Origin of the sequence: Marinobacter sp. P4B1, from assembly GCF_001447135.1 — a bacterium.
GTDB classification, from domain to species: Bacteria; Pseudomonadota; Gammaproteobacteria; order Pseudomonadales; family Oleiphilaceae; genus Marinobacter; species Marinobacter vinifirmus.
The window spans coordinates 100,832-127,225 of the sequence record NZ_LLXM01000013.1 but is presented as its reverse complement, the minus strand read 5'-3'; the positions used below and the strand labels follow the sequence as shown (position 1 = coordinate 127,225).

Genomic DNA, 26,394 nt, shown 5'->3' with positions numbered 1-26,394 from the left:
GGGGCAGGATAAATCCCTAGTATTTGCAGCCATTCGATAAAACACGAACGGAGAGAACTATGGCCTGGAACGAACCGGGTGGAAACCGCAACGACAACGATCCCTGGGGGACCGGTGGTCGTCGCGGCAATGATCAGGGTCCGCCAGACCTCGACGAAGCGCTGAAAAAGGGCCTCGACAAACTCAACCGGATGCTGGGCGGCAAAGGCGGCTCTGGCTCCGGCAACAACGGCAGCAGCTCGGGCGGTAGCAGTGGTGGCTTTGGTGCCATCCTGGCGATCGCGGCGATCCTGGTGGTCGGTTACGTGATGTACCAGTCGTTCTACACCGTAGACGAACAGGAGCGCGCCGTTGTGCTGCGTTTCGGTGAATACAGCCGTACCGAGAGCCCGGGCTTGCGCTTCAAGGTGCCGTTGATCGATAACGTGTACAAGGTGCGGGTAACGAACGTACGTACTGCCCAGTCCTCCGGCCAGATGCTGACCCAGGACGAGAACCTGGTGACCGTGGATCTCCAGGTCCAGTACCGGGTTGGCGATGCCAAGGCCTACGTGCTGAACATCCGGGATTCCAACCAGGCCCTGGCCTTTGCCACCGACAGTGCCCTGCGCCATGAAGTGGGTAGTTCATCCCTGGATGACGTGCTGACCGAAGGCCGTGCCGAGCTGGCTGTACGGGTTGAACAGCGGTTGCAGAGCTTCCTGCGTGACTATGGCGCGGGTCTTGAGATCGTTCGTGTCAACGTGGAAAGCACCCAGCCGCCAGGACCGGTGCAGGACGCCTTCCGTGAAGTTCAGCGTGCCCGTGAAGACGAGCAGCGCCTGAAGGAAGAAGCGGAAACCTACCGTAACAAGATTGTTCCGGAAGCCCGCGGCCAGGCCCAGCGCATGATTGAAGAAGCCAGCGCCTACAAGGAAGAGGTGATCGAGCGGGCCCGTGGTGAAACCGCGCGTTTCAACCAGTTGCTTGCCGTGTATGAAAACGCCCCGGCGGTTACCCGTGAGCGTATGTACATCCAGGCCTTGGAACAGGTTCTGGGTAACAGCAGCAAGATCTTTGTCGACACCGAAAGCAGCGGCAACATGATGTACCTGCCCCTGGATCGTCTGACTCAGGGTCGCCTGCCGGCGAACAGTTCCGGTAATTCCGGTTCCGGTAACCAGCAGCTTGATATCCAGACACTGACCGACCAGGTACTGCAGGAACTGCGTACCCGTCAGGACACCAACATCCGGAGGAGCAGATAAGCCATGGGACCTAAAGGTGTAGTGGGTCTTGCAGGCGCCCTTATTGTTGTCCTGCTCGTGCTGTCCAGCGTGTACATCATTCCCGAAACCCATCGGGGCGTGAAACTGCGTTTCGGTGAGTTGGTGGAAACCAATATCCAGGCAGGCATCCATTTCAAGGTGCCGGTGATCGACCAGATCCGTGAGTTCGATATCCGGGTGCTGACCATGGACCTTCCCTCCCGTCAGTACCTGACCATCGAGAAGAAGCCCCTGGACGTGGACTCCTACGTGGCTTGGAAAATTCGTGATGTGGATCAGTACTATCGGGCTACCGGTGGCGATGAGTTCCGTGCCCAGACTCTGATCCTGTCCCGCGTGGACAATGGCCTGCGTGACGAGTTCGGTATCCGTACCATGCACGAGGTGGTATCCGGCCAGCGTGATGAGCTTATGCACACCCTGCGGGACCGCGCCAACGAAACTGCCATCGAGGAGTTCGGTATCGAAATCCTGGATATCCGGGTCAAGGCCATCGAACTGCCGGGCTCCGTCAGCGAGAACGTGTATCGCCGGATGGCGACCGAGCGCCAGAAGCTGGCCCAGGAATTCCGTTCCCGGGGCCAGGAGCTGGCTGAAGGTATCCGTGCCGATGCGGACCGTCAGCAAACCGTTATCCTGGCAACGGCCTTTGCCGAAGCTGAGGAAACCCGCGGTGAGGGTGACGGTGAAGCTGCCCGGATTTACGCGGACTCTTACGGTGCTGACGAGGAATTCTACAGCTTTTACCGTAGCTTGCAGGCGTACCAGAACACCTTCGCCGGCAAGGATGACATCATGGTCATCGATTCCGACAGCAACTTCATGAAGTTCCTGAAGGACCCTGCCGGCGCCAACTGATCGGCCCGCAGGCACTGAAAACCGGAATACTCAGGTATTCCGGTTTTTTTGTGTCTGCCAAGGGTGTAGAATTCTGGCGGTTTTGTGCGGGTATTTTTGGCCCGCTCATCCTGAACCCTGAGTCATTCCCCCGGCACGTGGCCGGAAAGGGAAAAACGGACAACCGAATCTCATGACTGTATCTGATCGCTGGTTACTGCCAGATGGTGTCGAAGATATTCTTCCACCGCTGGCCGGACAGATCGAATCCCTGCGCCGGGAAGTAATGGACACCTGCCAGCGTTGGGGCTACCAACTGGTAATTCCCCCGCTGATCGAATATCTCGAGTCCCTGTTTACAGGTACCGGACACGACCTGGAACTGCAAACCTTCAAGCTCACCGACCAGCTGACTGGCCGGATGATGGGTGTGCGCGCCGATATGACGCCCCAGGCCGCCCGCATTGATGCCCACACGCTGGGTCAGGACGGTATTACCCGCCTGTGCTACGCCGGCCATGTTCTGCATACCCGCCCGCGCCACATGCTGACCGGCCGTACGCCGATCCAGGCCGGTTGCGAACTGTTTGGCAGTGCCTCTGAATCTGCAGACCTGGAAGTGATCAGCCTGATGCTGGAGGCCCTCCGGGTGGCTGGCCTGCCCCGGGTGCACCTGGACCTTGCCCATGTTTCCATCTACGAAAGCCTGATCTCTGCGGCCGGCTTTGACAAAGACACCGAAGCCTCGGTGTTTGATGCCATGGCGCGCAAGTCGGTGCCTGAACTGGATGAACTGTTGGGCGATTGCGCCGAAGGCTCAGCCGGTGCGCGCCTGCGCAAGCTGGCTCGGGTAAACGGTGGCGTGGAAGCGCTGGATGAAGCCCGCAGTATTCTGGGTGGCGCTTCCGATGCGCTGGATGCTGCCCTGGACCAGTTGTCCCGGGTGGCAGACATGCTGCAGAGGGACTATCCGGAAGTGAGCCTTGGCTTCGATTTCTGCGAGCTTCGCGGCTACAACTATCACACCGGCCTGGTATTTGCCGCCTATGTGCCCGGCCATGGCGACTCGGTTGCCAAGGGTGGTCGCTACGACGCTATCGGCAGCGATTTCGGCCGCGCCCGGCCGGCAACCGGTTTCAGCCTGGATATCCGGGCCCTGGTGGCACTGGGGCAGCGCTCTGTGCAGCGTCCGGGCTCTGTCTGGGCACCGGCAGACGCCGATCCTGCCCTGGAGCAGGCGGTCGCCGCGCTTCGGGCAACCGACACCGTCATTCGGGCACTGCCTGAAGATGCACACACCGATCCGGCCTCAAAGGGCTGCGACCGGCAACTGGTCAAGCGTGACGGCCAGTGGATTCTGGAAGCTCTGGGCTGAGACATCGCCCGTTGCTTGCTGATATTTTCGCGTAAATTTGCAAGGCGCCTGCCTCCGGGCTGCCTGATGTGAGAGAGAATCATGGGTAAAAATGTAGTTGTGCTGGGCACCCAGTGGGGTGATGAAGGCAAGGGCAAGATTGTCGACCTTCTGACAGACAAGGTGTCTGCCGTTGTACGGTTCCAGGGTGGCCATAACGCCGGTCATACCCTGGTAATCGATGGCAAGAAGACCGCGTTGCACCTGATTCCGTCCGGTATTCTGCGTAAGGACGTCCAGTGCCTGATCGGTAACGGCGTGGTTCTGTCGCCGGAAGCCCTGCTCAAGGAAGTCCGTGAACTGGAAGCTAACGGTGTGCAGGTTCGTCAGCGCCTGAAGATCAGCCTGGCCTGCCCGATTATCCTGCGTACCCATGTTCGTATCGACCAGGCCCGCGAGCGCGCCAAGGGTAACGACAAGATCGGCACCACCGGTCGTGGTATCGGCCCTGCCTACGAAGACAAGGTATCCCGTCGCGGCGTACGTGTCGGCGATCTGTGCAACAAGGCCGACTTTGAAGCCAAGCTGCGCGAGATCATGTCTTACCACAACTTCGTGCTGACCGAGTACTTCAAGGAAGAAGCGGAAGATATCGATGCGGCCCTGGAAGAACTGATGCAGATGGCGGAGGAAATCCTGCCCATGTCTGCCGACGTAACCGACATCCTGCACGACTACCGCAAGCGTGGCGAGCATATCCTGTTCGAAGGTGCACAGGGTTCGCTGCTGGATATCGACCTGGGTACCTACCCATACGTAACGTCGTCCAACACCACCGCGGGCGGCACCGCCACCGGTTCCGGTTTTGGTCCGCTTTACCTGGACTACGTACTCGGTATTACCAAGGCCTACACAACCCGCGTGGGCTCCGGTCCGTTCCCCACCGAGCTGTTTGATGCCATGGGCGAGCACCTGGCCGTGAAGGGTAACGAAGTGGGCACCACCACGGGTCGCTCCCGCCGCTGTGGCTGGTTTGACGCCGTGGCCCTGCGCCACGCGATCCAGATTAACAGTGTGTCCGGCATCTGCCTGACCAAGCTGGATGTTCTGGACGGCCTGGAAACGGTAAAGGTATGCGTGGGTTACAAAACGCCGAACGGCGAGATTACCCGTCCGCCGATTGGCTGCGACAGCTATGCCGACATCGAGCCGGTGTATGAAGAGCTGCCGGGCTGGAGCGACAGCACCGTAGGCCTGACCAGCGTCGACCAGTTGCCGGAGAACGCCAAGGCGTACATCCGCTTCCTGGAAGAGCAGATTGAAGCGCCGATCGACATCATCTCTACCGGTCCTGACCGTATCGAGACCATTACCCTGCGCCATCCTTTCGGGGAGTAACGGCCAGGAGAAAAAAAACCGCCTGCAGCGAGAGCTTCAGGCGGTTTTTTCGTTTCTTTTCTTTTCGTTTCAGGGAGACAGACTTCAGGGCTTTTCAGCGATGATGGTTGCCCGCTTTGGCCCCGGGTAGCCTTCGATGGTTTTCGAGGGATCGTCCGGGTTCAGGAAATCTTTCAGGGAATTGAAGCGCATCCAGTCGGTACTGCGCTGCTCATCGGTGGTGGTGTCGCTGACATCCACCACCCGGGCATTGCGGAAACCGGTGCGTTCGAGCCAGCGCAGAAGGGTGGGGCAGCTGGGCAGGAACCAGACATTGCGCATCTGCCCGTAGCGGTCTTCCGGCATCAGGCTGTATCCCTCCGGGCCGTCCACCACCAGTGTTTCCAGTACCAGTTCGCCGCCCCGGCGCAGGGTGCCTTTCAGTTCCAGCAGGTGATCCAGCGGAGAGCGGCGGTGGTACAGCACGCCCATAGAGAAGGTGGTATCGAACAGCTCCAGGTTCTCCGGCAGGTCTTCCATACGCACTGGAAGCAGGTCGACCGGTACGTTGTCCAGATACCCCTTCACCGCCAGGAACTGGAACATGAACAGCAGGCCCGGATCGATACCCACCACCCGTTTTGCCCCGGCCCCGGCCATACGCCAGCAGTGATAGCCGGAGCCGCAGCCCACATCCAGGATGGTGCGCCCGTACAGGTCCCCCAGGTGCGGTGCCACACGGTCCCATTTCCAGTCTGAGCGCCATTCGGTATCAATGTGGGTGCCGAAAAACTCGAACGGGCCTTTGCGCCAGGGCATCAGGCCACGCAGGCCCTGCTCAAGGCGTTCCGCCTGCTCCGGAGAAAGAGGCTCTGGGCCTGACACCGACACCGCAGAGGTGTTGAGGTCGACGGTGGCATCAGTCACCGATGGCAGTGCGTCAAGGGCGGCCTGCCAGCGGGCCATGTCGCCGTGGGGATTGTCTTCAAAACGGCTGACCAGCTGGCCGGTGAGCACGCTGGCCCAGGCCTGTTGGTGCTCGCCATTGAGGTAGTCCAGGAACGGAGTGAAATGGTTACGCCAGTCGAAAGCTGCCATGGGTCTTGGTCGGTCTCGGAATCAGGGGTTCTTGATGGCCAGCATGGAGACAAAGTTGAAGCACTGGTACCACACCAGTACCTGGTCAAAGCCGGCGTTCATGAGTCGTTCGCGGTGGGCTGACAGGGTTTCCGGGATCAGCACGTTTTCAATGGCGGACCGCTTCTGGCTGATTTCCAGGTCGGAGTATCCGTTAGCCCGTTTGAATTCATGGTGCAGGCGGGTCTGGGTATCCTGCTCGGCATCCGACTCAAAGCGGATTTTTTCCGACAGGATCAGCACGCCGCCCGGCAGGGTGGCATCGGCAATGCGGGTCAACAGATCCAGCCGCTGTTCGGGCGGCACAAACTGCAAGGTAAAGTTGAGGGTGGTTACCGAGGCCTGGCTCAGTTCCGTCGCCAGAATGTCTTCGCACCGGAGGGTGACCGGCAGTTCGTGGTCATCCAGGGCAATGTAATGTTCGCAGCGCTCGATCATCGCGCTGGAGTTGTCTACACCCACCAGAGTGCAGTCACCGTAGGGAATGCCGTGGCGCATGGCCAGGGTGGATGCGCCCAGGGAACAGCCCAGGTCATAGCAGTGGGAGCCTGGTTGCACGTACTGCTCGGTGATCACCTCGATCATCGGAATAATGGTGGTGTAGCCGGGCACCGATCGGCGGATCATGTCCGGGAATACGCGGGCAACCGAGGCATCAAAGCGGAAGTCTTCCGGATTGCGTTGCGTGGCAAACAGTCGGTCGGTCAGCTGCTCCGGTTGTGTCGGCTTGCGGTCACTCATTGCCGGCTTCTCCGGCGGGTTCGGAGGCCAGGTCCTTGTCGGTGGGTGAAGGCCGCTGGCAGCGGATACCGCGATTCTTGTAGTCCACCAGGATGCCCCGGAAAGACGGGTCCACATCGGCAGCAATGGCCAGGTAACCGTTATCACACACCGCATGCAACTCGGAGGACTTGCGGGACATCCGGAATTCCTCGCCCGGCTTGACGTGGATGGCCTGGAAGTCGCCCACCGGCACATGGTCCTTGTTGTCCGAGTGGTCGATGCGGCCGCTGGCTTCCAGCGCCAGCACGGTGCCCACTACAGCCACCAGGGCGGTGACAATCAGGCTGCGCACGGAATAACGGTTTTCGTTGTCGCTCATTGCTTACCTCTTTACGAAATTCAGTATTGCCCGGGCAGGGAAATGGCTGGCTCCTGCAGGGCCGACAGTTGCTCACGCAATGCCAGGACCTGGTCGGACCAGAAACGGGGCTGGGCAAACCAGGGGAAGAACCGGGGGAAGGCAGGGTCTTCCCAGCGCCGGGCCAGCCAGGCGCAGTGGGCGATCTGCCGATAACAGCGCAAGGGTTCGATCAGGTGCCGCTCCCGGCGGTTGAAGTCCCGGAACATTTCATAGCCTTCCAGCAGCTCGCCTAGCTGGCTGCCCCTTTCAGTGGCCTCGCCGTTCAGCAGCAGCCACATATCCTGTACCGCGGGGCCGGTGCGGCAGTCATCCAGGTCGACAAACAGCATGGTTTCGTCACGACACAGGATGTTGCCGGCGTGGCAGTCTCCGTGAATGCGCAGGGTGTCGACAACACCGGCCTCTTCGATCCGCTGCTGGCAGCCCCTGACCAGGTCCGGAATCAGGCTGTCCCACGCTGGCCGGAGATCGTCCGGTACCCAGCCACCCTCAATCAGCAGGGCATTATGATCCTGAATGCCTTGCACCAGATCAAAGCCGGGGCGGTGCTGAAAGCTTTTGGTGGCGCCCAGGTTGTGGATCTGGCCCAGCCACTGGCCGAGACGATACAGGGTGTCGGTAATGCTGGTATCCGGCGCCTGCCCGCCCCGCTGGGGGAATACCGCGAACCGGAAGTCGGCATGCCGGCCAAGGGATTCGCCGTTCTCCATGATCATGGGGGCGATGACCGGAATGTCTGCGGCCTGCAGCTCCAGGGAAAACTCGTGTTCTTCCATAATGGCTGCGTCTGACCAGCGCCCCGGCCGGTAAAACTTGGTGATCACCGGCGGGCCCTCTTCCAGCCCTACCTGGTACACCCGGTTTTCATAGCTGTTCAGGGCGAACAGCCGGCCACTGACTTCAAAACCGGCGTCTTCCATGGCGTCCAGGATCACTTCGGGTGTGAGACTGTCGTAAGGGTGGGTAGACACGGCTATGTCTGAAGACTCGGTGTTCATAAGGCCCAACTGGAAGCAGGATTTGGCGCAAAGTATACCTGTTATGGGGGCTCAGGTAATGCAACGGCCCGCTAACTGCGGTAATTTCTGCAGTCCGTGCCGGAAAGCAGGAATGGGTGTGAGCGAAGACAGTTACAAGGTGCAAACGGTGGTGATCGGCGCCGGTGTGGTGGGGCTGGCCGTTGCCCGCGAGCTTGCCGCTAGCGGGCGGGAAGTCATTGTTCTGGAAGCGGGCCCCCGCTTTGGTGAAGGCATTTCTTCCCGAAACAGCGAGGTTATCCACGCCGGCCTCTATTATCCGCAGGATTCCCTGAAGGCCCGCTTCTGCGTGCGTGGCCGCCAACTGCTGTATGACTACTGCCAGCGTCATAAGGTAGGCCACCGCAAGTGTGGTAAGTGGATCATCGCCACAGACGCGGCCCAGAGCGAAAAGCTGGCCGGTATTCGTGAGCAGGCGGCCCTGAATGGCGTTTCGTTGCAGCTGGCAGGCCGCCAGGATATCACCCGGAAAATTCCGGTTATTAATGCCGAAGCCGGTCTTTGGTCACCGGAAACCGGCATTGTCGACAGCCATGGCCTGATGTTGTCCTTGCTGGGCGAGCTGGAAGACGCTGGTGGCCAGCTGGTGCTCAACAGCCCGGTGACGGCCGTTTGCTCGGACGGCCCGCTCCATACCCTGACCGTTGGTGGAGCTGCAGGCGTAACCCTGCAGGCCCGGGAAGTGGTCAATGCCGCAGGCCTCGGCGCTCCGGCCCTGGCCGGTAGCTGGCAGGGCTTGCCGGATACTGCCCGCCCCCGACAATGGCTGGCCCGGGGCGTTTACTTCAGCTACAACGGCAAGCATCCTTTCGACAGCCTGATTTATCCGTTGCCAGAACCGGGTGGCCTGGGCGTGCACCTGACCCTAGACCTGGCGGGCCAGGCGCGCTTTGGCCCGGACGTAGAGTGGATTGATTCCGAAGATTACACAGTCAACCCGGAACGGGTGCATCGGTTTGTGGAAGGTATCCGGGCCTGGTGGCCGGGCATCGACGCCGGTCGCCTGCAACCCGCCTACGCCGGCATTCGCCCCAAGCTTACCGGCCCTGAGGGCGGCTTCTTCGATTTCCGCATTGATGGCCCGCAGCAACATGGCCTGGCCGGACTGGTTAACCTGTTCGGCATAGAGTCCCCGGGGCTCACGTCCAGCCTGGCCATCGCCGGGTATGTGAAATCGATGCTTGCGGCTACCTAACCGGGAGTTCGCGCCAGGGCCCAGACCTGAATGTCCCGGGCACCGGCGTCGCGGAGCGCATCAGCCAGCAGCTTCGCCGTTGCCCCGGTGGTCACCACGTCATCCACTATGGCGACCCGCGCCGGCACCGGCCCGCACACCTCGAACACCCCCGCCAGGTTGACCAGCCGTTCGGCCCGGTTCAGTTTCCGCTGGGCCGTTACCCGCCGTCGACGCCGAACCACATCGCCAGCGACCGGAATATCCAGCTGTGAACCGACGAATTCGGCGATATCCAGGGCCTGGTTGAAGCCTCTCTGCCACCTGCGTGACCAGTGCATGGGGGCGGGAATAAGGGCATCGGGCCGTTGATCGGCAGCCAGTTGTTGTTCGACAAACTCGCTGAAGCCGGCCAGAAGTGGCCGCACAAACTTTCGGTGGCCGTTGTACTTGTAGCGGCCGATCATGCCGTCTACCGGGAACTGGTAGCGCCAGGGAATCAGTGCGCGGGAAAAGGGTGGTTTTGCCACCTGGCATTCCCCGCACTGGAGCCCGGGGCTGGCAAAGGGCAGCGGCAACGCACAGGTGTGGCAGGCCCAGCGGATGGCTGGAAGGTCGTCCCGACAGCCCTGACACAACCCGAAGCTGGCATGGGGCGAAAGACAGGTGACGCAGCGGCCACCTCGTTTTGTGCTGTTAACCTTTTGGCTGATCAAGGTTGACAGCGATTTCAGTCCGTTTATCATCGCGGTTTATCCGTAAACCAAAAACCTTGCGAAGGTTAACAGGACTTTGCCATGACCGCTACTGCCCTCCGTCACGACTGGACGCTTCAGGAAGCCCGGGATCTTTTCAACTTGCCGTTCAACGATTTGCTGTTCCGCGCCCAGACGGTTCACCGGGAGCATTTCGACCCCAACGAAGTGCAGGTCAGCACCCTGTTGTCGATCAAAACCGGCGCCTGCCCGGAGGACTGCAAGTACTGCCCCCAGAGCGGTCACTACAACACCGGGCTGGAAAAGGAAAAGCTGCTGGAAATCGAAAAGGTGGTGGCTGAAGCCCGCGCAGCCAAAGAGAAGGGCGCCTCCCGGTTCTGCATGGGCGCTGCCTGGCGTAGCCCGTCCAAAAAGGACATGCCCTATGTTCTGGATATGGTGAAACAGGTCAAATCCCTGGGCATGGAAACCTGCATGACCCTGGGCATGCTGAAAGAGGAAGAGGCCCGGGAGCTGGCTGACGCCGGGCTGGATTACTACAACCACAACCTGGACACCTCCGAGAAGTACTACAACCACATCATCACCACCCGAACCTACCAGGATCGGCTGGATACCCTGGATAACGTGCGTAAGGCCGGCATGAAAGTGTGCTGCGGCGGCATTATGGGTATGGGCGAAGACGAGGACGACCGGGTAGGGCTGCTGGTGCAACTGGCGAATCTGCCCCAGCATCCGGAGAGTGTGCCGGTGAACATGCTGGTGAAGGTAAAGGGCACGCCGCTGGAGAACGTAGAGGATCTGGACCCCTTCGAGTTTGTGCGGATTATCGCGGTGGCGCGGATTCTGATGCCCGCATCCCATGTGCGCTTGTCTGCGGGTCGGGAGCAGATGAATGAGCAGATGCAGGCGCTGTGTTTTATGGCGGGTGCTAATTCGATTTTCTACGGCGAGAAGTTGCTGACCACATCGAATCCGGAGGCGGATGCGGATATGCAGCTGTTCCGCAAGTTGGGGATCCGGCCGGAGCAGCGGGAGCAGTGTGCTACCGAGGAGCAGGAGGTGGAGGCGCTGTCTGATGCCGTCGAGTATGAGGCTACGCGGCATCTGTTCTATGACGCGAGTCGGGAGTCGGCTGCCTCAGTCTGACTTTGGTCTTGGCCTTTCACCGGGGCTTACGGTGCAGGGCCGCAGGGCGGGGTCCCCTTTCCGGGACTCGCTCAAGACGTCCCTGTGCGCTCAGGTCGGGCCATCCATGGCCCTCTATGGTCCCGGAAAGGGGACCCCGCCCCGCGGCCAGTAAACCTGGGTGATTGTGACCCCGAAGGCTACGCCCCAAGTGAGCGTGTCCCGGAAAGCCCTACCCGGTTTGCTGCGGAACCTTAAGTACAGCATTTGAGAGTAAGCGACACTATGCGTGACTTTGGCGCCGAGATTGAACAGCGAAAACAGGCCGGGCTGTACCGTACTCGCCGGTTAGTGTCTGGGCCCCAGAAACCTGAGCTGATAGCCGATGGAAAACCGCTGCTGTCGTTCTGTAGTAACGATTATTTGGGGCTGGCAAATCATGCTGGAAATATTTCAGTCTTGAGTGAAGCTTTGCCTGAAACCGGTCTGGGCGGCGCCGCTTCTCACCTGGTTTGCGGCCATCACGACGCCCATCATCAGCTGGAACAGCGGCTGGCGGAGTTCACGCAGCGTAGTTCAGCGTTGTTTTTCTCCACCGGTTATATGGCCAACATGGGCGTGATTTCAGCGCTGGCGGGGCGGGGGGATACGATTTTTTCGGATCGGTTGAACCATGCTTCGATCATCGATGGCTGCGTTCTGAGCCGGGCGAAGGTGCGCAGGTATGCCCATGGAGATGTGTCTGCGCTGGAGGCGATGCTGGCGGAGACGTCGGGCCATAAACTGGTGGTAACCGACGGTGTGTTTAGTATGGACGGGGACGTGGCGCCGTTGAAGGAGCTTGCCCGGGTATGTAAGGCCCATGACGCCTTGCTGGTGGTGGACGATGCCCACGGTATTGGCGTGCTTGGCCCGCAGGGGCGGGGGAGTGTGCTTGAGACGGGGTTGTCGGAGGCGGATGCGCCGGTTTTGATTGGTACGTTGGGCAAGGCCGTGGGCACCAGCGGGGCGTTTGTGGCCGGGCCGGAGGTGTTGATGGATTACCTGGTGCAGAAGGCGCGCACTTACATCTACACCACCGCCATGCCGCCGGCGCTGGCGAAAGCCACTTGCGCCAGTATTGACCTGATCGAGCAGGATGATGCTCGCCGCTCCCACTTGCAGGCCCTGATTGCCCGGTTCCGTGCCGGTGCGCAGGAGTTGGGTTATCAGTTGATGCCCTCGTACACGCCCATCCAGCCCATCATGGTGGGTGATAATCATGCCGCACTGGCACTAAGCCGGGCACTGGAGGAACAGGGCATACTGGTCACTGCCATCCGCCCGCCCACGGTGCCGGAAGGCGAGGCCCGGTTGCGGGTAACCCTGAGCGCTGCGCATTCGGAAGCGCAGGTTGATCGGTTGTTGCAAGCCTTGGCGCAGTGTCGCTCGCTGTTACCAGAGCAGGCCGTTCAGGAGCCGGTGGCGGTATGAGTGCCTATAGCGATCTGACGGCAATAGCCCCTGCCGCAGGCGGAACCGGCAGCAAAGCCTGCATCGCCCGGGGCTTCGGCAGCGCCAGCGGAACCTACGACGGCGCCTCCCGCCTGCAAAAAGCCATGGGCGACGCCATGCTCGCCCGCATTCCCGAAAACTTCGAACCAACAAGTATCCTGGATCTCGGCTGCGGCACCGGCTGGTTCACCCGCAAACTGGCAAACCAATACCCGAATGCCGCCGTCACCGGCGCAGACCTCGCCCCCGGCATGCTGCAACAGGCCCGATCCTTCAGCCCCGAAACCATCACCTGGCTTAACGCAGACGCCGAACAGATCCCGCTGGCGGACAACAGCGTCGATCTGGTCTTCAGCAACCTGATGATCCAGTGGAGCACTCGCCCGGAAACCATCCTGGCCGAATGCCAAAGGATCCTCAAACCCGGCGGCACCCTCGCCATCTCCACCCTACTGCACGGCACCCTGGAAGAGCTCAAACAAGCCTGGGCCGAGGCCGACCCCGGCCAACCCCACGTAAACCGTTTTACCCACCATACCGACTGGCAGCAATTAACCAGCCGGCAACTCCCCGGTTCCACCCTCGAGACGGCAACCCTCACCTTGCCCTATGATTCCCCCATGGCCCTGAATCGTGAGCTCAAACACCTGGGTGCCGTGTTCAAAGGCGAAGAGCGACGCAGAACCGTTACCGCTCCGGGAAGGTTCAAGGCGATGTGTGCCGCTTATCCGACATTGGAAAACGGTGAGATCATCGCCAGCTACCATGCAGGCTGGTTGTACTGGTCAAAGCCGATCTGACTACGACTTTCAATGACCGGATGAGGACGGCAACCTCGAAAGTTTGCGGTGAGGGTGTGGTGTGTCTTTCCGGGACTATAGAGGGCCAGGGATGGCCCGACCTAAGCGCACAGGGAAGTCTTGAGCGTGTCCCGGAAAGACACACCACACCCTCACCTTGCACCCGAAACCGATACAGTAGGAACTCCAGAAAATGGCAAAGAAAACCTATTTCGTAACAGGCACCGACACCGGCGTAGGCAAAACCATCGTAGCTGCGGCCATCCTTGAGGCCGCCAAGGCCCAGGGCAAACGCACCCTCGCCATGAAGCCCATTGCGTCGGGCTGCGACCAGACCCCCGACGGGCTGCGTAATGAAGACGCATTGATGCTGCAGGCGGCCATAACCGAACAACTGGCCTACGACGCCATCAACCCCATCGCCATGGAACCCGCCATCGCCCCCCACGTAGCCGCCCAGCAAGCCGGCAAACAACTCAGTGCCCAGCGGCTGGTCGGCTTTTGCCGCGGAATGCAGATCCGCCCGGCCGACCTCATGCTGGTGGAAGGCGCCGGCGGCTGGCGGGTCCCCCTGAACGACCGCGAAACCTACGCAGCAGTGCCCCGCGAGCTGAAACTGCCGGTGATCCTGGTGGTCCCTCTCAAACTCGGTTGCATCAACCACGCCATGCTCACGGTGGAGGCCATTCAGAATGACGGCCTGACGGTAGCCGGCTGGGTAGCCAACCACCCGGAACCGGAAACCATGAGCTGTGAACAGGAAACCCTAAGTTACCTGGTTAACCACATTCCCGCGCCTTGTCTGGGCATTCTGCCGGGTCTTGATGACACACCAACCGAGCGTCTGCCCGCCCGGCTGGCGGAGTTTCTGAATATCTCGCCGTTATTTGACGGCTGACAGCTTCTGCAGGCTGGGCCACACAAAATTTGCTCAGGGCTATTGACAATTCCGTGCCTCAAAACGTATGTTTCAAACAAGTGTTTAATTAAGGCTGCGGTGCAGCGCATCGTGGTGTCTGAGCAAACCCAAGGCCGAAGGCTGTTACTGCATTCAGCCGAGACCAAACCGAGGTGGATTCCATGCCTGAATACAAAGCGCCCCTGCGTGACATTAAATTCGTAATGAACGAGCTGCTGAACAGCGAGCAGCACTACGCCAATCTGGAAGGTGCTGAAGACGCGACTCCGGATATGGTTGATGCCATCATCCAGGAAGGCGCCAAGTTCTGTGAGCAGGTATTGTCTCCGCTGAACCAGGTAGGTGACCAGGAAGGCTGTACCTGGAGCGAAGACGGTGTGAAAACCCCGACCGGCTTCAAAGAAGCTTACCAGCAGTACGTTGAAGGTGGCTGGCCGTCCATGACTGCCGACCCCAACTACGGTGGCCAGGGCCTGCCGCACTCCATCGGCCTGGTGGTCAGTGAAATGGTTGGTACCTCCAACTGGTCCTGGGGTATGTACCCGGGTCTGAGCCACGGCGCCACCAACACCATCGAAGCCCACGGCACCGAAGAGCAGAAGCAGACCTACCTGACCAAGCTGATCAGCGGTGAGTGGACCGGTACCATGTGTCTGACCGAGCCGCACTGTGGTTCTGACCTGGGCACCCTGCGCACCAAGGCCGAGCCGAACGCTGACGGCACCTACAGCATCACCGGTACCAAGATCTTCATCTCTGCCGGTGAGCACGACATGGCCGAGAACATCGTCCACATCGTACTGGCCCGTCTGCCGGGCGCACCGGAAGGCACCAAGGGTATCTCCCTGTTCATCGTGCCCAAGCAGCTGCCGAACGAAGACGGTTCTGCCGGTGAGCGTAACGCGGTTTCCTGTGGCTCCCTGGAGCACAAGATGGGTATCCACGGTAACGCGACCTGCGTGATGAACTTCGACGGCGCCAAGGGCTGGCTGATCGGTCCTGAGAACAAAGGCCTGAACTGCATGTTCACCTTCATGAACACCGCCCGTATCGGCACGGCCATCCAGGGTCTGGGTGCTGCAGAGCTGGGCTTCCAGGGCTCCCTCGCCTACGCCAAGGATCGCCTGGCTATGCGTTCCCTGAGTGGTCCGAAGAACCCGGACGGCATTGCTGATCCGATCATCGTGCACCCGGACGTACGCCGCATGCTGCTGACCCAGAAGGTTGTAGCGGAAGGCGCCCGCGCCCTGATCTACCTGGCTGGCCAGCAAGTGGACGTGGTTCACAGTGGCAAGACCGAAGAAGAGCGCAAGCACGCCGATGCACTGCTGGGCTTCCTGACTCCGATCGCCAAGGCGTTCCTGACCGAGATCGGTTACGAGTCTGCCAACCTGGGTATGCAGGTATTCGGTGGCCACGGCTTTATCGCTGAGTGGGGCATGGAGCAGAACGTTCGTGATTCCCGCATCGGTATGATCTACGAGGGTACTACCGGTATCCAGGCGCTGGACCTGCTGGGCCGTAAGGTTCTGATGACCCAGGGCGAAGCTCTGAAAGTGTTCACCAAGCAGGTTCACGTCTTCTGCAAAGAGAACGCCGACAACGAGCAGCTGAAAGAGTTCATCGAGCCGCTGGCTGCGATCAACAAGGAGTGGGGCGATCTGACCATGAAGGTTGGTATGACCGCCATGAAGAACCGTGAAGAAGTCGGTGCCGCTGCGGTGGACTACCTGATGTACTCCGGTTACGCGGTATTCGCCTACCTGTGGGCCCGTATGGCCAAGGTGGCACTGGACAAGATGGCCGAAGGCACCTCCGAGGAGATGTTCTACAACGCCAAGGTTCAGTCTGCGCGCTTCTACTTCAAGCGCCTGCTGCCGCGCACCAAGACCCACGCAGAAACCATGCTGGCCGGTGCAGACAGCCTGCTGGATATGCCGGAAGAAGCCTTCGTTATCTAAGACGGGGTTGCTATCTGGTTGAAGGCACAGCAAAAGCCCGTTCTCCGCTCGGAGGCGGGCTTTTTTCATGAGTTTGGTGGCACGTTTGAGGTAGAATGGCGGGCCACAGAATAACAACCTTGTTTCGGACACATAGCCGAGCGGGCGAACCCGAAGACCTTTACACAGAAGGCGTTGTTACCCGGTTCCCCAAGTGACTGACTGAATTTCTGGAGAGTTATACATGGCTGATTATCAGGCACCCCTTCGTGACATGCGTTTTGTATTGAACGAAGTGTTCGACGCGCCCGCACTCTGGGCCTCACTGCCAAAGATTGCCGAAAACGTAGACCCGGACACTGCCGACGCGATTCTTGAAGAAGCTGGCAAGATCACCGGCGGCGTACTGGCGCCCCTGAACCGCGAAGCGGACGAGCAGGGTTGTAAGTGGAACGAAGGCGAAGTAACCAGCCCGGAAGGCTTCAAGGAAGCCTACCAGACCATCGTTGAGGGTGGCTGGAACGGCCTGGGCGGCAACCCGGAATTCGGCGGCATGGGCATGCCGAAAACCCTGGTGGCCCAGTTTGAAGAAATGATGCAGGGCGCCAACATGGCCTTCGGCCTGGCCCCGATGCTCACCGCCGGTGCCTGCCTGGCCCTGGACGCCCACGGCAGCCAGGAGCTGAAAGAGAAGTACCTGCCCAACATGTATTCCGGCGTATGGTCCGGTGCCATGGACCTGACCGAGCCCCACGCCGGTACCGACCTGGGCATTATCCGCACCAAGGCCGAGCCCAATGACGACGGCTCTTTCAACGTGACTGGCACCAAGATCTTTATCACCTGGGGCGAGCACGACATGGCGGAGAACATCATCCACCTGGTGCTGGCCAAGCTGCCGGACGCGCCCAAAGGTCCGAAGGGTATTTCCCTGTTCCTGGTGCCCAAGTTCATGGTGAATGACGACGGTTCCCTGGGCGAGCGCAACCAGTTCAGCTGCGGTTCCATCGAGAAGAAGATGGGTATCAAAGGCTCAGCTACCTGCGTGATGAACTTCGACGGCGCCAAGGGCTGGCTGGTCGGTGAAGAAAACAAAGGCCTGGCCGCCATGTTTACCATGATGAACTACGAGCGTCTGGGTGTGGGCATCCAGGGCATCGGCGCCGCCGAAGCTTCCCTGCAGAGCGCCCGCGAGTACGCCAACGAGCGTATCCAGAGCCGTGCGCCGACTGGTGCCCAGCAGCCTGAAAAAGCCGCTGACCCGATCCTGGTACACCCGGACGTACGCCGCATGCTGCTGACCATGAAGAGCTACGTGGAAGGCGGCCGTGCCTTCTCTACCTACGTGGCCCAGTGGCTGGATATTTCCAAGTACTCCCAGGACGACGAACAGCGCAAACACGCCGAAGGCATGGTTGCCCTGCTGACCCCCGTCGCCAAGGCCTTCCTGACCGACCGCGGCCTGGAAACCACCATCATCGGCCAGCAGGTATTCGGTGGCCACGGCTTCATCCGCGAGTGGGGCCAGGAACAGCTGGTACGTGACTGCCGCATCACCCAGATCTACGAAGGTACCAACGGCATCCAGGCCATGGACCTGATGGGTCGTAAAGTGGTTGGCAGCCAGGGCCAGCTGTACGAACTGTTCGTACAGGACGTAGCCACCTTCATCGAAGAAAACACCGGCGACGCCGCCCTCAAGCCTTACCTTGAGCCGCTGGCGGCTGCTGTTGAGCGCCTGTCCGACGTTACCGAACACGTCATCAAACAAGCCGGCGACAACCCCAACGCCATCGGCGCAGCTGCAGTCGACTACCTCGACATGTTCGGCTACACCGCCCTGGCGTACATGTGGGCCAAAACCGTCAAAGCCGCCGCTCCGAAGGCAGAGGCTGACACCTCCGGCTTCTACACCGGCAAGCTGAAAACGGCCCGCTTCTACTTCGACCGCCTGCTGCCAAAGACCGTGTCCCTGGCCGAAGGTATTCGCAGTGGCAGCGATGCCATGATGGCTCTGGCGGCTAACGAAATCTGATACAGGTTTCGTTCTTCCAGAAAGCAAAAAAGCAGGCCCAGGTGGCCTGCTTTTTTGTTTGGTGTTAGCTGAAATGTCCGGGCGTTGGATCGGGGAGGCCCTTCCGAAACCTTGTGTAGCTGATCGCAGAAGTGCGAGCGCCAGTCAGGGGGTAGCTTTCCAAAACCTTGCGGAGCCAGGGATGGCGGAGCAGAGCGTACACGGACGTATCCACAGCGTGTTTTGGAAAGCTACCCCCTGACTGGTGCTTACTCCCAAAGTGAGATCAAAGCCTCAGAGCCGACTAATCAACCCGGGATTAACCACAAATGGATTCTCATTACCCTGAATCTCGGCAATCCGGCCATGCCGCGCCAACTCGCCATCATCCGGCGGATCCATCTCGTTCCAGCCCTGGAACAGCGTAGTAGCCCCCAACCACGGCAAACCGTACGTATCGACCATGTACGCCATCGTCCGGGCCACATCACCCTTGGCATGCTCGGGTGGCTCGAAAAACTGGGTGCTTTCACGAATACCACAGTCGTCCGGTTGGGCACTGGCGCCAATGTTTTCATAGCGGGCATTGCGGCGACGCATCTCTATCCGGCTGGTAACCGGCACCATATTGTGCAAATCCGAGGCAATCTGCCGGTAGCGGTTATCCCGCTTGCACTGGGATGTAGTACCGCAATCCAAGGCGGAACGCACATCGGCCAGCGGGTAGATATAACCGTCGGTCAGCACAAAGCCCTTGCTGGTAAACGGTTTTTCGCAGAAGAACGATGAACCGCCTTCCGCATATAGGTTGCCCCAGAACTCATTCTTGATAACGGTTTCGGGATCACTGAAACGGATGTTCTGGCCAGTGACCAGACCGGCAGAGAGAGACAGGGCGAGAGTGACAGAGAGCGCAGTAACTTTTTTCATATGACAGGTATACCTCACAGTATGTGCCATATTCCTTGGCCAGCCAGACGGCAAGTTGGTGGCAAAATGAACAACACGACAAAATTATGACGTAAGATTCATTTCTTACTGTGAAGTATGGCACAGAGACGATGAGACGTGTGTCTCTGTGCCTGTCTTGATGTGTCTGTTTGTTAACGGGTTAACGTTTACTTCAGCTTGTTGCGGATGTTCTGGTAGCCGGATTTTAGCTCTTCACCCATCTTGCGGGCGGTTTCCCGGGCTTCCTGGCTGGCATCTTCTGCGTCATGGAAAATCTGGTCGAGCTTCGAACGGAACTTGTCCCAGTTCTGCTCCAGGTCGTCCCATTCGTCCTTCACATCTTCCTTGGCCAGGTGCATCTGCACCTTGGCTTCGTCGCGGTATTGTCTGACTTTCTCGGACAGCTTGTTGAATTCGTCTTGCAGGCTCATGGCAGGTTCTCCTTCCCTGATTGAGTGGAGAATGTACAATGCGCCCGATTGCAAAATCGTGTCAAGTGCCGCCGGGGCCGGTACTCTCACGGGTTTGATCCAGGTCAGCCGTTACGGGTTGCGGCCAGCAGAATTGAGAGGTCACGCAGGTAATGCCAGGGCGTCAGGTCATCAAAGCCCTTGGCGGCCCGGTCAGTCAGGCTGCACAGGGCGAGGGCCTGGTTCAGGCGGGGCAGGGTCAGGCGGCGGGCTGCCTGCTGGATGGCAGACGCTCGCCGGGGCTGGAAAACGCCCCGTTTCTTCAGGAAGCCCGAGGGGTTGTCGCCCGGGGGCAGGGCGGTCTTCAGCTCGATAATCATGTTCAGGTCGCGCACCAGCACGCTCAGCAGGCCCAGGGGATTTTCTCCTTCCTGCTGCAGTACGCCGATGATGCGGCTGGCGTGGCCGGCCTTGCCGGTGAGCAGCTCGGTGACCAGTTCAAAGCCGTTGAAGCGGGCGCTGTCCTGGACTGCCTGCTCTACGGTTTCCTCGTCAATGGTTTTGCCGTTGGTCAGCAGTGTCAGGCGATCCAGCTCCTGGCTCGCAGCCAGAAGGTTGCCTTCCAGCCGTTCAGCCAGCATTCCCAGTGCACCGCGGGTCAGGCTCAGCCCCTGATTGCTTGCCCGTTGCTGCAGCCAGTTGGCGAATTTGTCCGCCTCAACCGGCCACACCGGCACATGTACGCCGGTTTTCTGAAGGTCCTTGTACCATTTACGCTTGGTTTCCGCGGCATCCAGCCTGGCGCTTATCAGCAACAGGATGACGTCCTCAGGCGGGGCCTGCAGGATTTGCTCGAGTACCTTGCGGCCATCGCCGAGTTTGCCGGTGGGCAGGTGAATCTCGATCCGGCGTTTTTCCGCAAACAGCGACATGGCGTTGCATTCGTCTGCTACGGAGTTCCAGTCGAGCTGGTGATCTGCGTGGTAGGTGAGGCGGTCCTGGTAACCGGCTTCCCGGGCGGCCTTTCGAACCTGGTCACAACATTCCTGAACCAGCAGGGGTTCATCACCGGAGATCAGGTAAACCGGTGCCAGGCCTTTTTTCAGTAACTGAGGGAGCTGGCCAGGCTGGGTTTTCATTGCGGCTCAGCCTGTTCCTGGCTGGCCCGGTAATCGTCGATGATGGCGTCTATCCGTTCCCGGGTCATGGGCGCCAGGCGGAAGATAACCTGCTGGGCCAACCGGTCGCCTAGCTGTTGCCGAAGCTCCTCTTCCTCGCGCTGCTTGGCGAGTACGTTGGTTTCGTCGTAGCGGTAGGTTTCGCTGGCATTCAGGTTGGTGCTGGCAATCAGCGGGATCCGGTCAGCCGTGAGCAGTTCAATGGCGACAGTATGGCGCAGAACGTACTCTGCGGCAGCGGCCTGGGCGGTAATGGCCGAGGCCCGGCGATCCTGCCGGTAATCCCGCAGGCGCAGGATGTAATCGGCCTGGGCGGCGCTGTCAGCAACCTGGACACCGCCGAGGGTCAGCTGATCCCGGACCGATTGACAGAAGCGGCCGGGCAGGTTGTCCGGGCAGTCTACCGCCAGGGGTTGCAGCGCGGCCGGTACCGGCGAGGTGCCCCGTAACTGAAAGCCGCAGCCGCTGGCCAGCACCAGGGTAGCCAGTGCCAGGGCGGCGAGTTTCAACGCTTTCAGGAACGGGGCGGTGGTGGTCATATCAGTTGGCCACCACGTTGACCAGTTTGCCGGGCACTACAATCACCTTGCGAACGGTATTGCCTTCAACAAAACGCTGAACGTTTTCGTTCTCCAGGGCCAGCTTTTCCAGGTCCGGCTTGCTGATATCGGCCGGGACTGTGGCCTTGGCCCGTACCTTGCCGTTGACCTGCAGAACCACTTCGATCTCACTGCGGACCATGGCGCTTTCATCGGCAACCGGCCAGCTGGCGTCAACCACCGGCTCACTGTGGCCCAGCACCTGCCAGAGTTTATGACAGATATGAGGCACGATCGGAGCCAGCACCCGTACCGCGGTGTCCAGGGCTTCCTGGCGCACGGCGCGGCTCTGGGGTTCGTCATCACCCAGGCGGCCCACTTCATTCAGCAGTTCCATTACGGCTGCAATGGCGGTGTTGAAGGTCAGGCGGCGACTGATGTCGTCACTGACCTTGGCAATGGTCTCGTGGGTCTTGCGGCGCAGGTCTTTCTGGCTGCTGTTCAGAGCGCTGGCATCCAGGGCAGCAACATCGCCGCCGGCCGCATGCTCGGTCACCATGCGCCACAGGCGCTTGAGGAAGCGGTGCGCGCCCTCTACGCCGCTGTCAGACCACTCCAGGGACTGCTCTGGCGGTGCGGCAAACATCATGAACAGGCGCACAGTGTCGGCACCAAACTCATCGATGATCGACTGGGGATCGATGCCGTTGTTCTTGGACTTGGACATCTTGGTAACGCCGCCGATTTCCACCGGCTGGCCATCGGCTTTCAGGATGGCGCGTACCACCTGGCCCTTGCCGTCGCGTTCTACGGTGACGTCCGCCGGGTTGAACCAGGTCTTTCCGCCGTTGTCTTCGTTACGGTAGTAAGTTTCGGCCAGCACCATGCCTTGGGTGAGCAGGCGGTTGAACGGCTCGGAACTGTTTACCAGGCCTACGTCCCGCAGCAGCTTGTGGAAGAAGCGGGCGTACAACAGGTGCAGGATGGCGTGCTCGATACCGCCGATGTACTGGTCTACCGGCAGCCAGTAGTTGGCGGCGGCCGGGTCCAGCATGCCCTTGTCGTAGTTGGGGCTGCAGAAACGGGCGTAGTACCAGGATGACTCCATGAAGGTGTCGAAGGTATCGGTTTCCAGGGTGGCAGCCTGACCGTTGTATTCGGTTTTGCACCATTCGGGATCGGCCTTGATGGGCGACTGCACGCCGTCCATCTCGACATCTTCCGGCAGGCGAACCGGCAGCTGGTCGTCCGGAACCGGCATTTCGGTGCCGTCTTCCAGGGTCATCATCGGGATGGGCGCGCCCCAGTAACGCTGGCGGGAAACACCCCAGTCCCGCAGGCGGTAGTTGACAGTGCGCTTGCCGATGCCGTTGCTTTCCAGGTAGCTGGCGATTTCCTCGAAGGCTTCATCGCTGGTCAGGCCGCTGTATTTGCCGGAGCTTACCAGTACACCCTTTTCTGTGTAGGCCTTTTCCTGAACATCGATATCTTCGTGGTTGCTTGGTGCAATCACCTGCTTGATGGCCAGTTTGTATTTGCGAGCAAACTCGTGGTCACGGTCATCGTGGCCCGGTACGGCCATCAGGGCGCCGGTGCCGTAGTCCATCAGCACAAAGTTGGCGACCCAAACCGGAATCTCTTCCTGGGTCAGCGGGTGGATGGCCTTGAAACCGGTATCAATACCTTTCTTTTCCATGGTGGCCATTTCGGCCTCAGCTACCTTGCTGTTACGGCACTGGTCCACAAACTCCGCCACGTCGCGGTGGCGCTCTGCTGCTGCCTTGGCCAGCGGGTGCTCGGCAGCGACCGCCATGTAGCTCACGCCCATCAGGGTGTCCGGGCGGGTGGTGTAAACGGTCAGGCCGTCTTCACGGTCTTTCAGGGGGAAGGTCAGCTCGGTACCGGTGGACTTGCCGATCCAGTTGCGCTGCATGGTCTTGACCTGTTCCGGCCAGCCTTCCAGGTCGTCCATGTCGTTCAGCAGTTCTTCCGCGTAGTCGGTGATGCGGATGAACCACTGGGGAATCTTTTTCTGCTCTACCAGCGCGCCGGAGCGCCAGCCGCGGCCGTCAACCACCTGTTCGTTGGCCAGGACGGTCTGGTCAACCGGATCCCAGTTAACGGTGGACATCTTCTTGTACACCAGGCCCTTCTCGTACAGGCGGGCGAAGAACCACTGTTCCCAGCGGTAGTATTCCGGGTCACAGGTGGCCAGTTCACGGCTCCAGTCGTAACCGAAGCCCAGCTGCTTGAGCTGGTTCTTCATGTAATCGATGTTGGAGCGGGTCCACTTTGCCGGAGCGGACTTATTGGCAATGGCGGCGTTTTCCGCAGGCAGGCCGAAGGCGTCCCAGCCCATAGGCTGCATCACGTTCTTGCCCTGCATGCGCTGGTAGCGGGAAATCACGTCGCCGATGGTGTAGTTGCGAACGTGGCCCATGTGCAGCTTGCCGCTGGGGTAGGGGAACATGGACAGGCAGTAGTACTTGGGCTTGCCCGGCTCTTCCTTCACCTTGAAGGTTTCGTTGGTTTCCCAGAAGTTGCGGGCGGTCTGTTCTACGTCACGTGGGTTGTATTGCTCGTCCATTCCTGCCATTACCAAAAGTACCCTGTGAGAAAAGGATGTTCGAAAAGGCCGAACATTCTAACGCACCGAAGGCTTAACAGGTAGTCTGCCAAATTCTGCGGGATGTGCCAGACTGTCAGTAATGGCGAAGGCCGCAGGCCAGTGCCCCGAAGTCAGGTTGGAAGTCAGGTTGAAGGAGCCGTTATGACAGAACCGGAACGCAGTCACCTTTCAGGTAAAGCCCTCGAGGCCTATGACCGAATGCTGGAGCGGGTGCAGGCCCGCCTGCACGATCTGCAGGAGACATCCCTGCAGACTCTGGAAGAAGAAGTGCAGAAGGCGGTCGAGTTTGAATACGAACTGGAGGAGATGACCCGGGAGGAAGCCGACCTGTTGGGCGCGTACCTGCAGCGGGACCTCCAGCATTTGATGCACTTTGTGGAGGAAACCGGGGAAGGCCTGAAAGAGTGGCTGCAGCTGGACATCTCCCTGCTGGAACAGACCCTGGCCGACCGCCTGCTGTCGGTGGCGGACCAGACCCTGGTAGATACCCTGGAGCTGTCCCAGAAGCTGGAGAACGAAGATGTCAGCCACTACATCTCCGGCGAAGTGGCCACCGCCGGCATGTTCCGCTGCCTGAACTGCAGCCATATGCTGTGCCTGACCAAAACCAGCCACCTGCACCCTTGTGAGGCCTGCGGTTCCCACTATTTTGAACGGGTGACCAGTCGGTGGCCGCCTAAAGAAGGGTGATTTTTGCCACGGAATCCACGGAATCCACGGAAAAAAGAAAAAGAAAAGTGATTTGCCACGAAATCCACTAAAGAACACGAAATTAAAGACGAAGACGTTTTAGGTTCCAGTCAGTAATCTTTGTTCGTGTTTTTTCGTGGATTTCGTGGCAAAAAAGTCAGTTTTTAGTAATCACCCGCTCCCGCACGAAAACAATCAGAATCACCGCCAGGGTCAGCACTGGCCAGGAGCCGGTCTGCATGTAGGGCGTGCTGCCGGTGGCGGAGAATACCTCGCCGGTGAGTACGGCCCGCTGGAACTGGGGGATGCGCTCGGTGATCTGGCCTTTTTCGTTGATGATGGCCGTCACCCCGTTGTTGGTGCCGCGCAGCATGTAGCGCCCGGTTTCCAGGGCGCGCATGCGGGCCAGTTGCAGGTGCTGAAGGGGGCCGATGGAATCGCCGAACCAGCCATCGTTGCTGATGGTCACCAGCATGCCGGTATTCCGCGCGTTGAACGCCACAAAATCCGGGTAGGCCACTTCGTAGCAGATGTAGGGCATCAGCCGGGTATCGGTGGCGCTCAGGCCGGATTGCTGGCCCGGGCCCGGGGTGAAGCTGCTCATGGGCAGGTCAAAGAAGCCAATCAGGCCCCGCAGTAATCCCTGCAGCGGCACATACTCGCCGAAAGGCACCAGTTTCTGCTTGTGGTATATGCCCTCGCCGCCACCGGCCGCCAGGATGCTGTTGTGGAAGGTGTAGTCTTCGATTTCGCCGCTGTAGCCATACCAGGGAATACCGGAAATCAGTGTGCTGTTCTCGCCAAGCCGTTCCTCGATGTGGTCAATGATCTTGCCGGCCTGGTCCTGGGGAATGGGAATGGCGGTTTCCGGCCACAGGATGATGTCTTTATCCCAGTGTTCTTCGGTCATCCCCAGATACGCCACAATCTGGTCTTTCAGGAATTCCGGATCCCACTTGATCTGTTGCGGAATATTGCCCTGCATGGCAGCAAAGCTTTTCGGCTCCTCGCTGATACTGGTCCAGCTGACCTGGTTAAGGGCAGGAGCCAGCAGCCAGGGTAATACCGCGATCGCCGCCGTTGCACCCGCCGCAGTTTTTCGGCCAGCCAGGATCAGCCACCACGCCCCGTAAGCTGCTGCGCCGGTAACCACGATCCAGAAGGTCAGCCCGTGCACACCGGTTAATGGTGCCAGCCCGGCCAGTGGGCCATCGGTGTGGGCCGTGCCCAGGTACAGCCAGGGAAAGCCGGTCAGCAGCCAGCCCCGGAGCCAGTCCCCCAGTAGCCAGATGGCGGGAAACAGAATCAACCGTCGCACCATGCTTTGCCTGGCCAGCTTGCCCCAGAACCAGAACGCCAGCCCGTGGAATAGCGCCAGCCCTGCAACGAACAACACCATCAGCAGAACCGCGATGGGCACCGAGGTGTTGCCGTGCTTGCTGATGCTGATGTAAATCCAGCTCACGCCGGAGGCAAACAGCCCAAGGCCGACAAACCAGCCGGCGCGAAACAGCTTCTCCGAGGGCAGGTTCAGGGTAACCAGGAGGATCAGAAGAACCGATACCGGCCCCAGCGCCCAGATATGGAACGGGGAGAAGGTAAGGGTTTGCAGGGCGCCGGCGATCATCAGGATCACCAGCCCCAGCCAGGGATGGGCA

General features: G+C 59.9%; 23 protein-coding genes. 12 read left to right on the top strand and 11 right to left on the bottom strand.

The window, feature by feature from the left end:
• Window positions 1–59: 59 nt before the first annotated feature.
• The 4 genes from hflK (at window position 60) to AQ621_RS10040 (ending at window position 4,857) form a co-directional block, all read left to right on the top strand.
• Window positions 60–1,247: an FtsH protease activity modulator HflK gene (hflK, locus tag AQ621_RS10055; RefSeq protein ID WP_058341341.1), complete on the top strand. Its 1,188-nt coding sequence runs from the start codon at window positions 60–62 to the stop codon at window positions 1,245–1,247.
• Window positions 1,248–1,250: 3 nt separating this feature from the next.
• On the top strand, window positions 1,251–2,126 hold the full coding sequence (gene hflC, locus AQ621_RS10050) for a protease modulator HflC (protein WP_058341340.1): 876 nt from the start codon (window positions 1,251–1,253) through the stop codon (window positions 2,124–2,126).
• Between the two features lie 172 nt (window positions 2,127–2,298).
• Complete coding sequence (locus tag AQ621_RS10045; protein ID WP_022990697.1) at window positions 2,299–3,480, top strand: ATP phosphoribosyltransferase regulatory subunit; 1,182 nt, start codon at window positions 2,299–2,301, stop codon at window positions 3,478–3,480.
• A gap of 81 nt (window positions 3,481–3,561) precedes the next feature.
• Window positions 3,562–4,857 (top strand): adenylosuccinate synthase, encoded by a 1,296-nt coding sequence (locus tag AQ621_RS10040; RefSeq protein ID WP_022990698.1) that lies wholly within the window; start codon window positions 3,562–3,564, stop codon window positions 4,855–4,857.
• A gap of 84 nt (window positions 4,858–4,941) precedes the next feature.
• On the opposite strand, the gene cmoB is transcribed toward AQ621_RS10040, so the two are convergent.
• From cmoB to AQ621_RS10020, 4 genes are read right to left on the bottom strand one after another with little or no spacing between them, the layout of a single operon-like run.
• Window positions 4,942–5,934 (bottom strand): tRNA 5-methoxyuridine(34)/uridine 5-oxyacetic acid(34) synthase CmoB, encoded by a 993-nt coding sequence (cmoB, locus tag AQ621_RS10035; RefSeq protein WP_058341339.1) that lies wholly within the window; start codon window positions 5,932–5,934, stop codon window positions 4,942–4,944.
• Between the two features lie 21 nt (window positions 5,935–5,955).
• Window positions 5,956–6,714 (bottom strand): carboxy-S-adenosyl-L-methionine synthase CmoA, encoded by a 759-nt coding sequence (gene cmoA, locus AQ621_RS10030; RefSeq protein WP_058341338.1) that lies wholly within the window; start codon window positions 6,712–6,714, stop codon window positions 5,956–5,958.
• A complete protein-coding gene (locus AQ621_RS10025; RefSeq protein WP_058341337.1) occupies window positions 6,707–7,075 on the bottom strand; it encodes a PA3694 family proteiin in 369 nt (122 codons plus the stop codon). Before AQ621_RS10025 ends, cmoA begins: the two co-directional genes overlap by 8 nt.
• A 20-nt stretch (window positions 7,076–7,095) precedes the next feature.
• Window positions 7,096–8,115 carry a serine/threonine protein kinase gene (locus tag AQ621_RS10020; RefSeq protein ID WP_058341442.1) on the bottom strand — a complete coding sequence of 340 codons (1,020 nt, stop codon included), beginning with the start codon at window positions 8,113–8,115 and terminating at the stop codon, window positions 7,096–7,098.
• 118 nt (window positions 8,116–8,233) lie between these two features.
• Between AQ621_RS10020 and AQ621_RS10015 the strand changes: the two genes are divergently transcribed.
• Complete coding sequence (locus tag AQ621_RS10015) at window positions 8,234–9,349, top strand: NAD(P)/FAD-dependent oxidoreductase (protein WP_058341441.1); 1,116 nt, start codon at window positions 8,234–8,236, stop codon at window positions 9,347–9,349.
• Here AQ621_RS10015 and AQ621_RS10010 read toward each other — a convergent pair.
• Entirely contained in the window at window positions 9,346–10,074 is a 729-nt protein-coding gene (locus tag AQ621_RS10010; RefSeq protein ID WP_058341336.1) for a ComF family protein, read from the bottom strand. The genes AQ621_RS10015 and AQ621_RS10010 overlap by 4 nt on opposite strands.
• 51 nt (window positions 10,075–10,125) lie before the next feature.
• On the opposite strand from AQ621_RS10010, the gene bioB reads away from it, so the two are divergent.
• The 6 genes from bioB to AQ621_RS09980 all read left to right on the top strand — a co-directional run bounded on the left by bioB (window position 10,126) and on the right by AQ621_RS09980 (window position 18,360).
• Window positions 10,126–11,193: a biotin synthase BioB gene (gene bioB / locus AQ621_RS10005; protein WP_058341335.1), complete on the top strand. Its 1,068-nt coding sequence runs from the start codon at window positions 10,126–10,128 to the stop codon at window positions 11,191–11,193.
• 264 nt (window positions 11,194–11,457) lie between these two features.
• Window positions 11,458–12,645, top strand: coding sequence for an 8-amino-7-oxononanoate synthase (gene bioF / locus AQ621_RS10000; protein ID WP_058341334.1), 1,188 nt, complete (start codon window positions 11,458–11,460; stop codon window positions 12,643–12,645).
• The gene (bioC, locus tag AQ621_RS09995; protein ID WP_058341333.1) at window positions 12,642–13,466 is read left to right on the top strand and encodes a malonyl-ACP O-methyltransferase BioC; all 825 of its coding nucleotides are present in this window, start codon (window positions 12,642–12,644) and stop codon (window positions 13,464–13,466) included. The genes bioF and bioC overlap by 4 nt, the downstream gene beginning before the upstream one ends.
• A 193-nt stretch (window positions 13,467–13,659) precedes the next feature.
• Complete coding sequence (gene bioD / locus AQ621_RS09990) at window positions 13,660–14,364, top strand: dethiobiotin synthase (RefSeq protein ID WP_058341332.1); 705 nt, start codon at window positions 13,660–13,662, stop codon at window positions 14,362–14,364.
• A gap of 182 nt (window positions 14,365–14,546) precedes the next feature.
• Window positions 14,547–16,346, top strand: a complete 1,800-nt coding sequence (locus AQ621_RS09985) for an acyl-CoA dehydrogenase C-terminal domain-containing protein (protein ID WP_058341331.1) — start codon at window positions 14,547–14,549, stop codon at window positions 16,344–16,346.
• A 223-nt stretch (window positions 16,347–16,569) separates the two neighbouring features.
• Entirely contained in the window at window positions 16,570–18,360 is a 1,791-nt protein-coding gene (locus AQ621_RS09980) for an acyl-CoA dehydrogenase C-terminal domain-containing protein (RefSeq protein ID WP_058341330.1), read from the top strand.
• A gap of 273 nt (window positions 18,361–18,633) precedes the next feature.
• On the opposite strand, the gene AQ621_RS09975 is transcribed toward AQ621_RS09980, so the two are convergent.
• The 5 genes from AQ621_RS09975 to leuS all read right to left on the bottom strand — a co-directional run bounded on the left by AQ621_RS09975 (window position 18,634) and on the right by leuS (window position 24,004).
• Window positions 18,634–19,269, bottom strand: coding sequence for an endonuclease (locus AQ621_RS09975; protein ID WP_058341329.1), 636 nt, complete (start codon window positions 19,267–19,269; stop codon window positions 18,634–18,636).
• A gap of 188 nt (window positions 19,270–19,457) precedes the next feature.
• Window positions 19,458–19,721, bottom strand: coding sequence for a hypothetical protein (locus tag AQ621_RS09970; protein ID WP_022989716.1), 264 nt, complete (start codon window positions 19,719–19,721; stop codon window positions 19,458–19,460).
• Window positions 19,722–19,825: 104 nt separating this feature from the next.
• On the bottom strand, window positions 19,826–20,839 hold the full coding sequence (gene holA / locus AQ621_RS09965) for a DNA polymerase III subunit delta (protein ID WP_058341328.1): 1,014 nt from the start codon (window positions 20,837–20,839) through the stop codon (window positions 19,826–19,828).
• Window positions 20,836–21,417: an LPS-assembly lipoprotein LptE gene (lptE, locus tag AQ621_RS09960; protein ID WP_058341327.1), complete on the bottom strand. Its 582-nt coding sequence runs from the start codon at window positions 21,415–21,417 to the stop codon at window positions 20,836–20,838. Before lptE ends, holA begins: the two co-directional genes overlap by 4 nt.
• A 1-nt stretch (window position 21,418) precedes the next feature.
• Entirely contained in the window at window positions 21,419–24,004 is a 2,586-nt protein-coding gene (gene leuS, locus AQ621_RS09955) for a leucine--tRNA ligase (protein ID WP_058341440.1), read from the bottom strand.
• Window positions 24,005–24,187: 183 nt separating this feature from the next.
• Here leuS and AQ621_RS09950 point away from each other — a divergent pair, with 183 nt between their 5' ends.
• Complete coding sequence (locus AQ621_RS09950; RefSeq protein WP_058341326.1) at window positions 24,188–24,736, top strand: zinc ribbon-containing protein; 549 nt, start codon at window positions 24,188–24,190, stop codon at window positions 24,734–24,736.
• 157 nt (window positions 24,737–24,893) lie between these two features.
• On the opposite strand, the gene lnt is transcribed toward AQ621_RS09950, so the two are convergent.
• Window positions 24,894–26,363, bottom strand: a complete 1,470-nt coding sequence (lnt, locus tag AQ621_RS09945) for an apolipoprotein N-acyltransferase (protein WP_145840277.1) — start codon at window positions 26,361–26,363, stop codon at window positions 24,894–24,896.
• Between the last annotated feature and the right edge of the window lie 31 nt (window positions 26,364–26,394).

What these genes read in the sequence shown, in the direction of transcription:
- hflK (WP_058341341.1), top strand. Translation starts at nt 60, where the DNA reads ATGGCCTGGAACGAACCGGGTGGAAACCGCAACGACAACGATCCCTGG.
- hflC (WP_058341340.1), top strand. Translation starts at nt 1,251, where the DNA reads ATGGGACCTAAAGGTGTAGTGGGTCTTGCAGGCGCCCTTATTGTTGTC.
- AQ621_RS10045 (WP_022990697.1), top strand. Translation starts at nt 2,299, where the DNA reads ATGACTGTATCTGATCGCTGGTTACTGCCAGATGGTGTCGAAGATATT.
- AQ621_RS10040 (WP_022990698.1), top strand. Translation starts at nt 3,562, where the DNA reads ATGGGTAAAAATGTAGTTGTGCTGGGCACCCAGTGGGGTGATGAAGGC.
- cmoB (WP_058341339.1), bottom strand. Translation starts at nt 5,934, where the DNA reads ATGGCAGCTTTCGACTGGCGTAACCATTTCACTCCGTTCCTGGACTAC.
- cmoA (WP_058341338.1), bottom strand. Translation starts at nt 6,714, where the DNA reads ATGAGTGACCGCAAGCCGACACAACCGGAGCAGCTGACCGACCGACTG.
- AQ621_RS10025 (WP_058341337.1), bottom strand. Translation starts at nt 7,075, where the DNA reads ATGAGCGACAACGAAAACCGTTATTCCGTGCGCAGCCTGATTGTCACC.
- AQ621_RS10020 (WP_058341442.1), bottom strand. Translation starts at nt 8,115, where the DNA reads ATGAACACCGAGTCTTCAGACATAGCCGTGTCTACCCACCCTTACGAC.
- AQ621_RS10010 (WP_058341336.1), bottom strand. Translation starts at nt 10,074, where the DNA reads ATGATAAACGGACTGAAATCGCTGTCAACCTTGATCAGCCAAAAGGTT.
- bioB (WP_058341335.1), top strand. Translation starts at nt 10,126, where the DNA reads ATGACCGCTACTGCCCTCCGTCACGACTGGACGCTTCAGGAAGCCCGG.
- bioF (WP_058341334.1), top strand. Translation starts at nt 11,458, where the DNA reads ATGCGTGACTTTGGCGCCGAGATTGAACAGCGAAAACAGGCCGGGCTG.
- bioC (WP_058341333.1), top strand. Translation starts at nt 12,642, where the DNA reads ATGAGTGCCTATAGCGATCTGACGGCAATAGCCCCTGCCGCAGGCGGA.
- bioD (WP_058341332.1), top strand. Translation starts at nt 13,660, where the DNA reads ATGGCAAAGAAAACCTATTTCGTAACAGGCACCGACACCGGCGTAGGC.
- AQ621_RS09985 (WP_058341331.1), top strand. Translation starts at nt 14,547, where the DNA reads ATGCCTGAATACAAAGCGCCCCTGCGTGACATTAAATTCGTAATGAAC.
- AQ621_RS09980 (WP_058341330.1), top strand. Translation starts at nt 16,570, where the DNA reads ATGGCTGATTATCAGGCACCCCTTCGTGACATGCGTTTTGTATTGAAC.
- AQ621_RS09975 (WP_058341329.1), bottom strand. Translation starts at nt 19,269, where the DNA reads ATGAAAAAAGTTACTGCGCTCTCTGTCACTCTCGCCCTGTCTCTCTCT.
- AQ621_RS09970 (WP_022989716.1), bottom strand. Translation starts at nt 19,721, where the DNA reads ATGAGCCTGCAAGACGAATTCAACAAGCTGTCCGAGAAAGTCAGACAA.
- holA (WP_058341328.1), bottom strand. Translation starts at nt 20,839, where the DNA reads ATGAAAACCCAGCCTGGCCAGCTCCCTCAGTTACTGAAAAAAGGCCTG.
- lptE (WP_058341327.1), bottom strand. Translation starts at nt 21,417, where the DNA reads ATGACCACCACCGCCCCGTTCCTGAAAGCGTTGAAACTCGCCGCCCTG.
- leuS (WP_058341440.1), bottom strand. Translation starts at nt 24,004, where the DNA reads ATGGACGAGCAATACAACCCACGTGACGTAGAACAGACCGCCCGCAAC.
- AQ621_RS09950 (WP_058341326.1), top strand. Translation starts at nt 24,188, where the DNA reads ATGACAGAACCGGAACGCAGTCACCTTTCAGGTAAAGCCCTCGAGGCC.
- lnt (WP_145840277.1), bottom strand. Translation starts at nt 26,363, where the DNA reads ATGATCGCCGGCGCCCTGCAAACCCTTACCTTCTCCCCGTTCCATATC.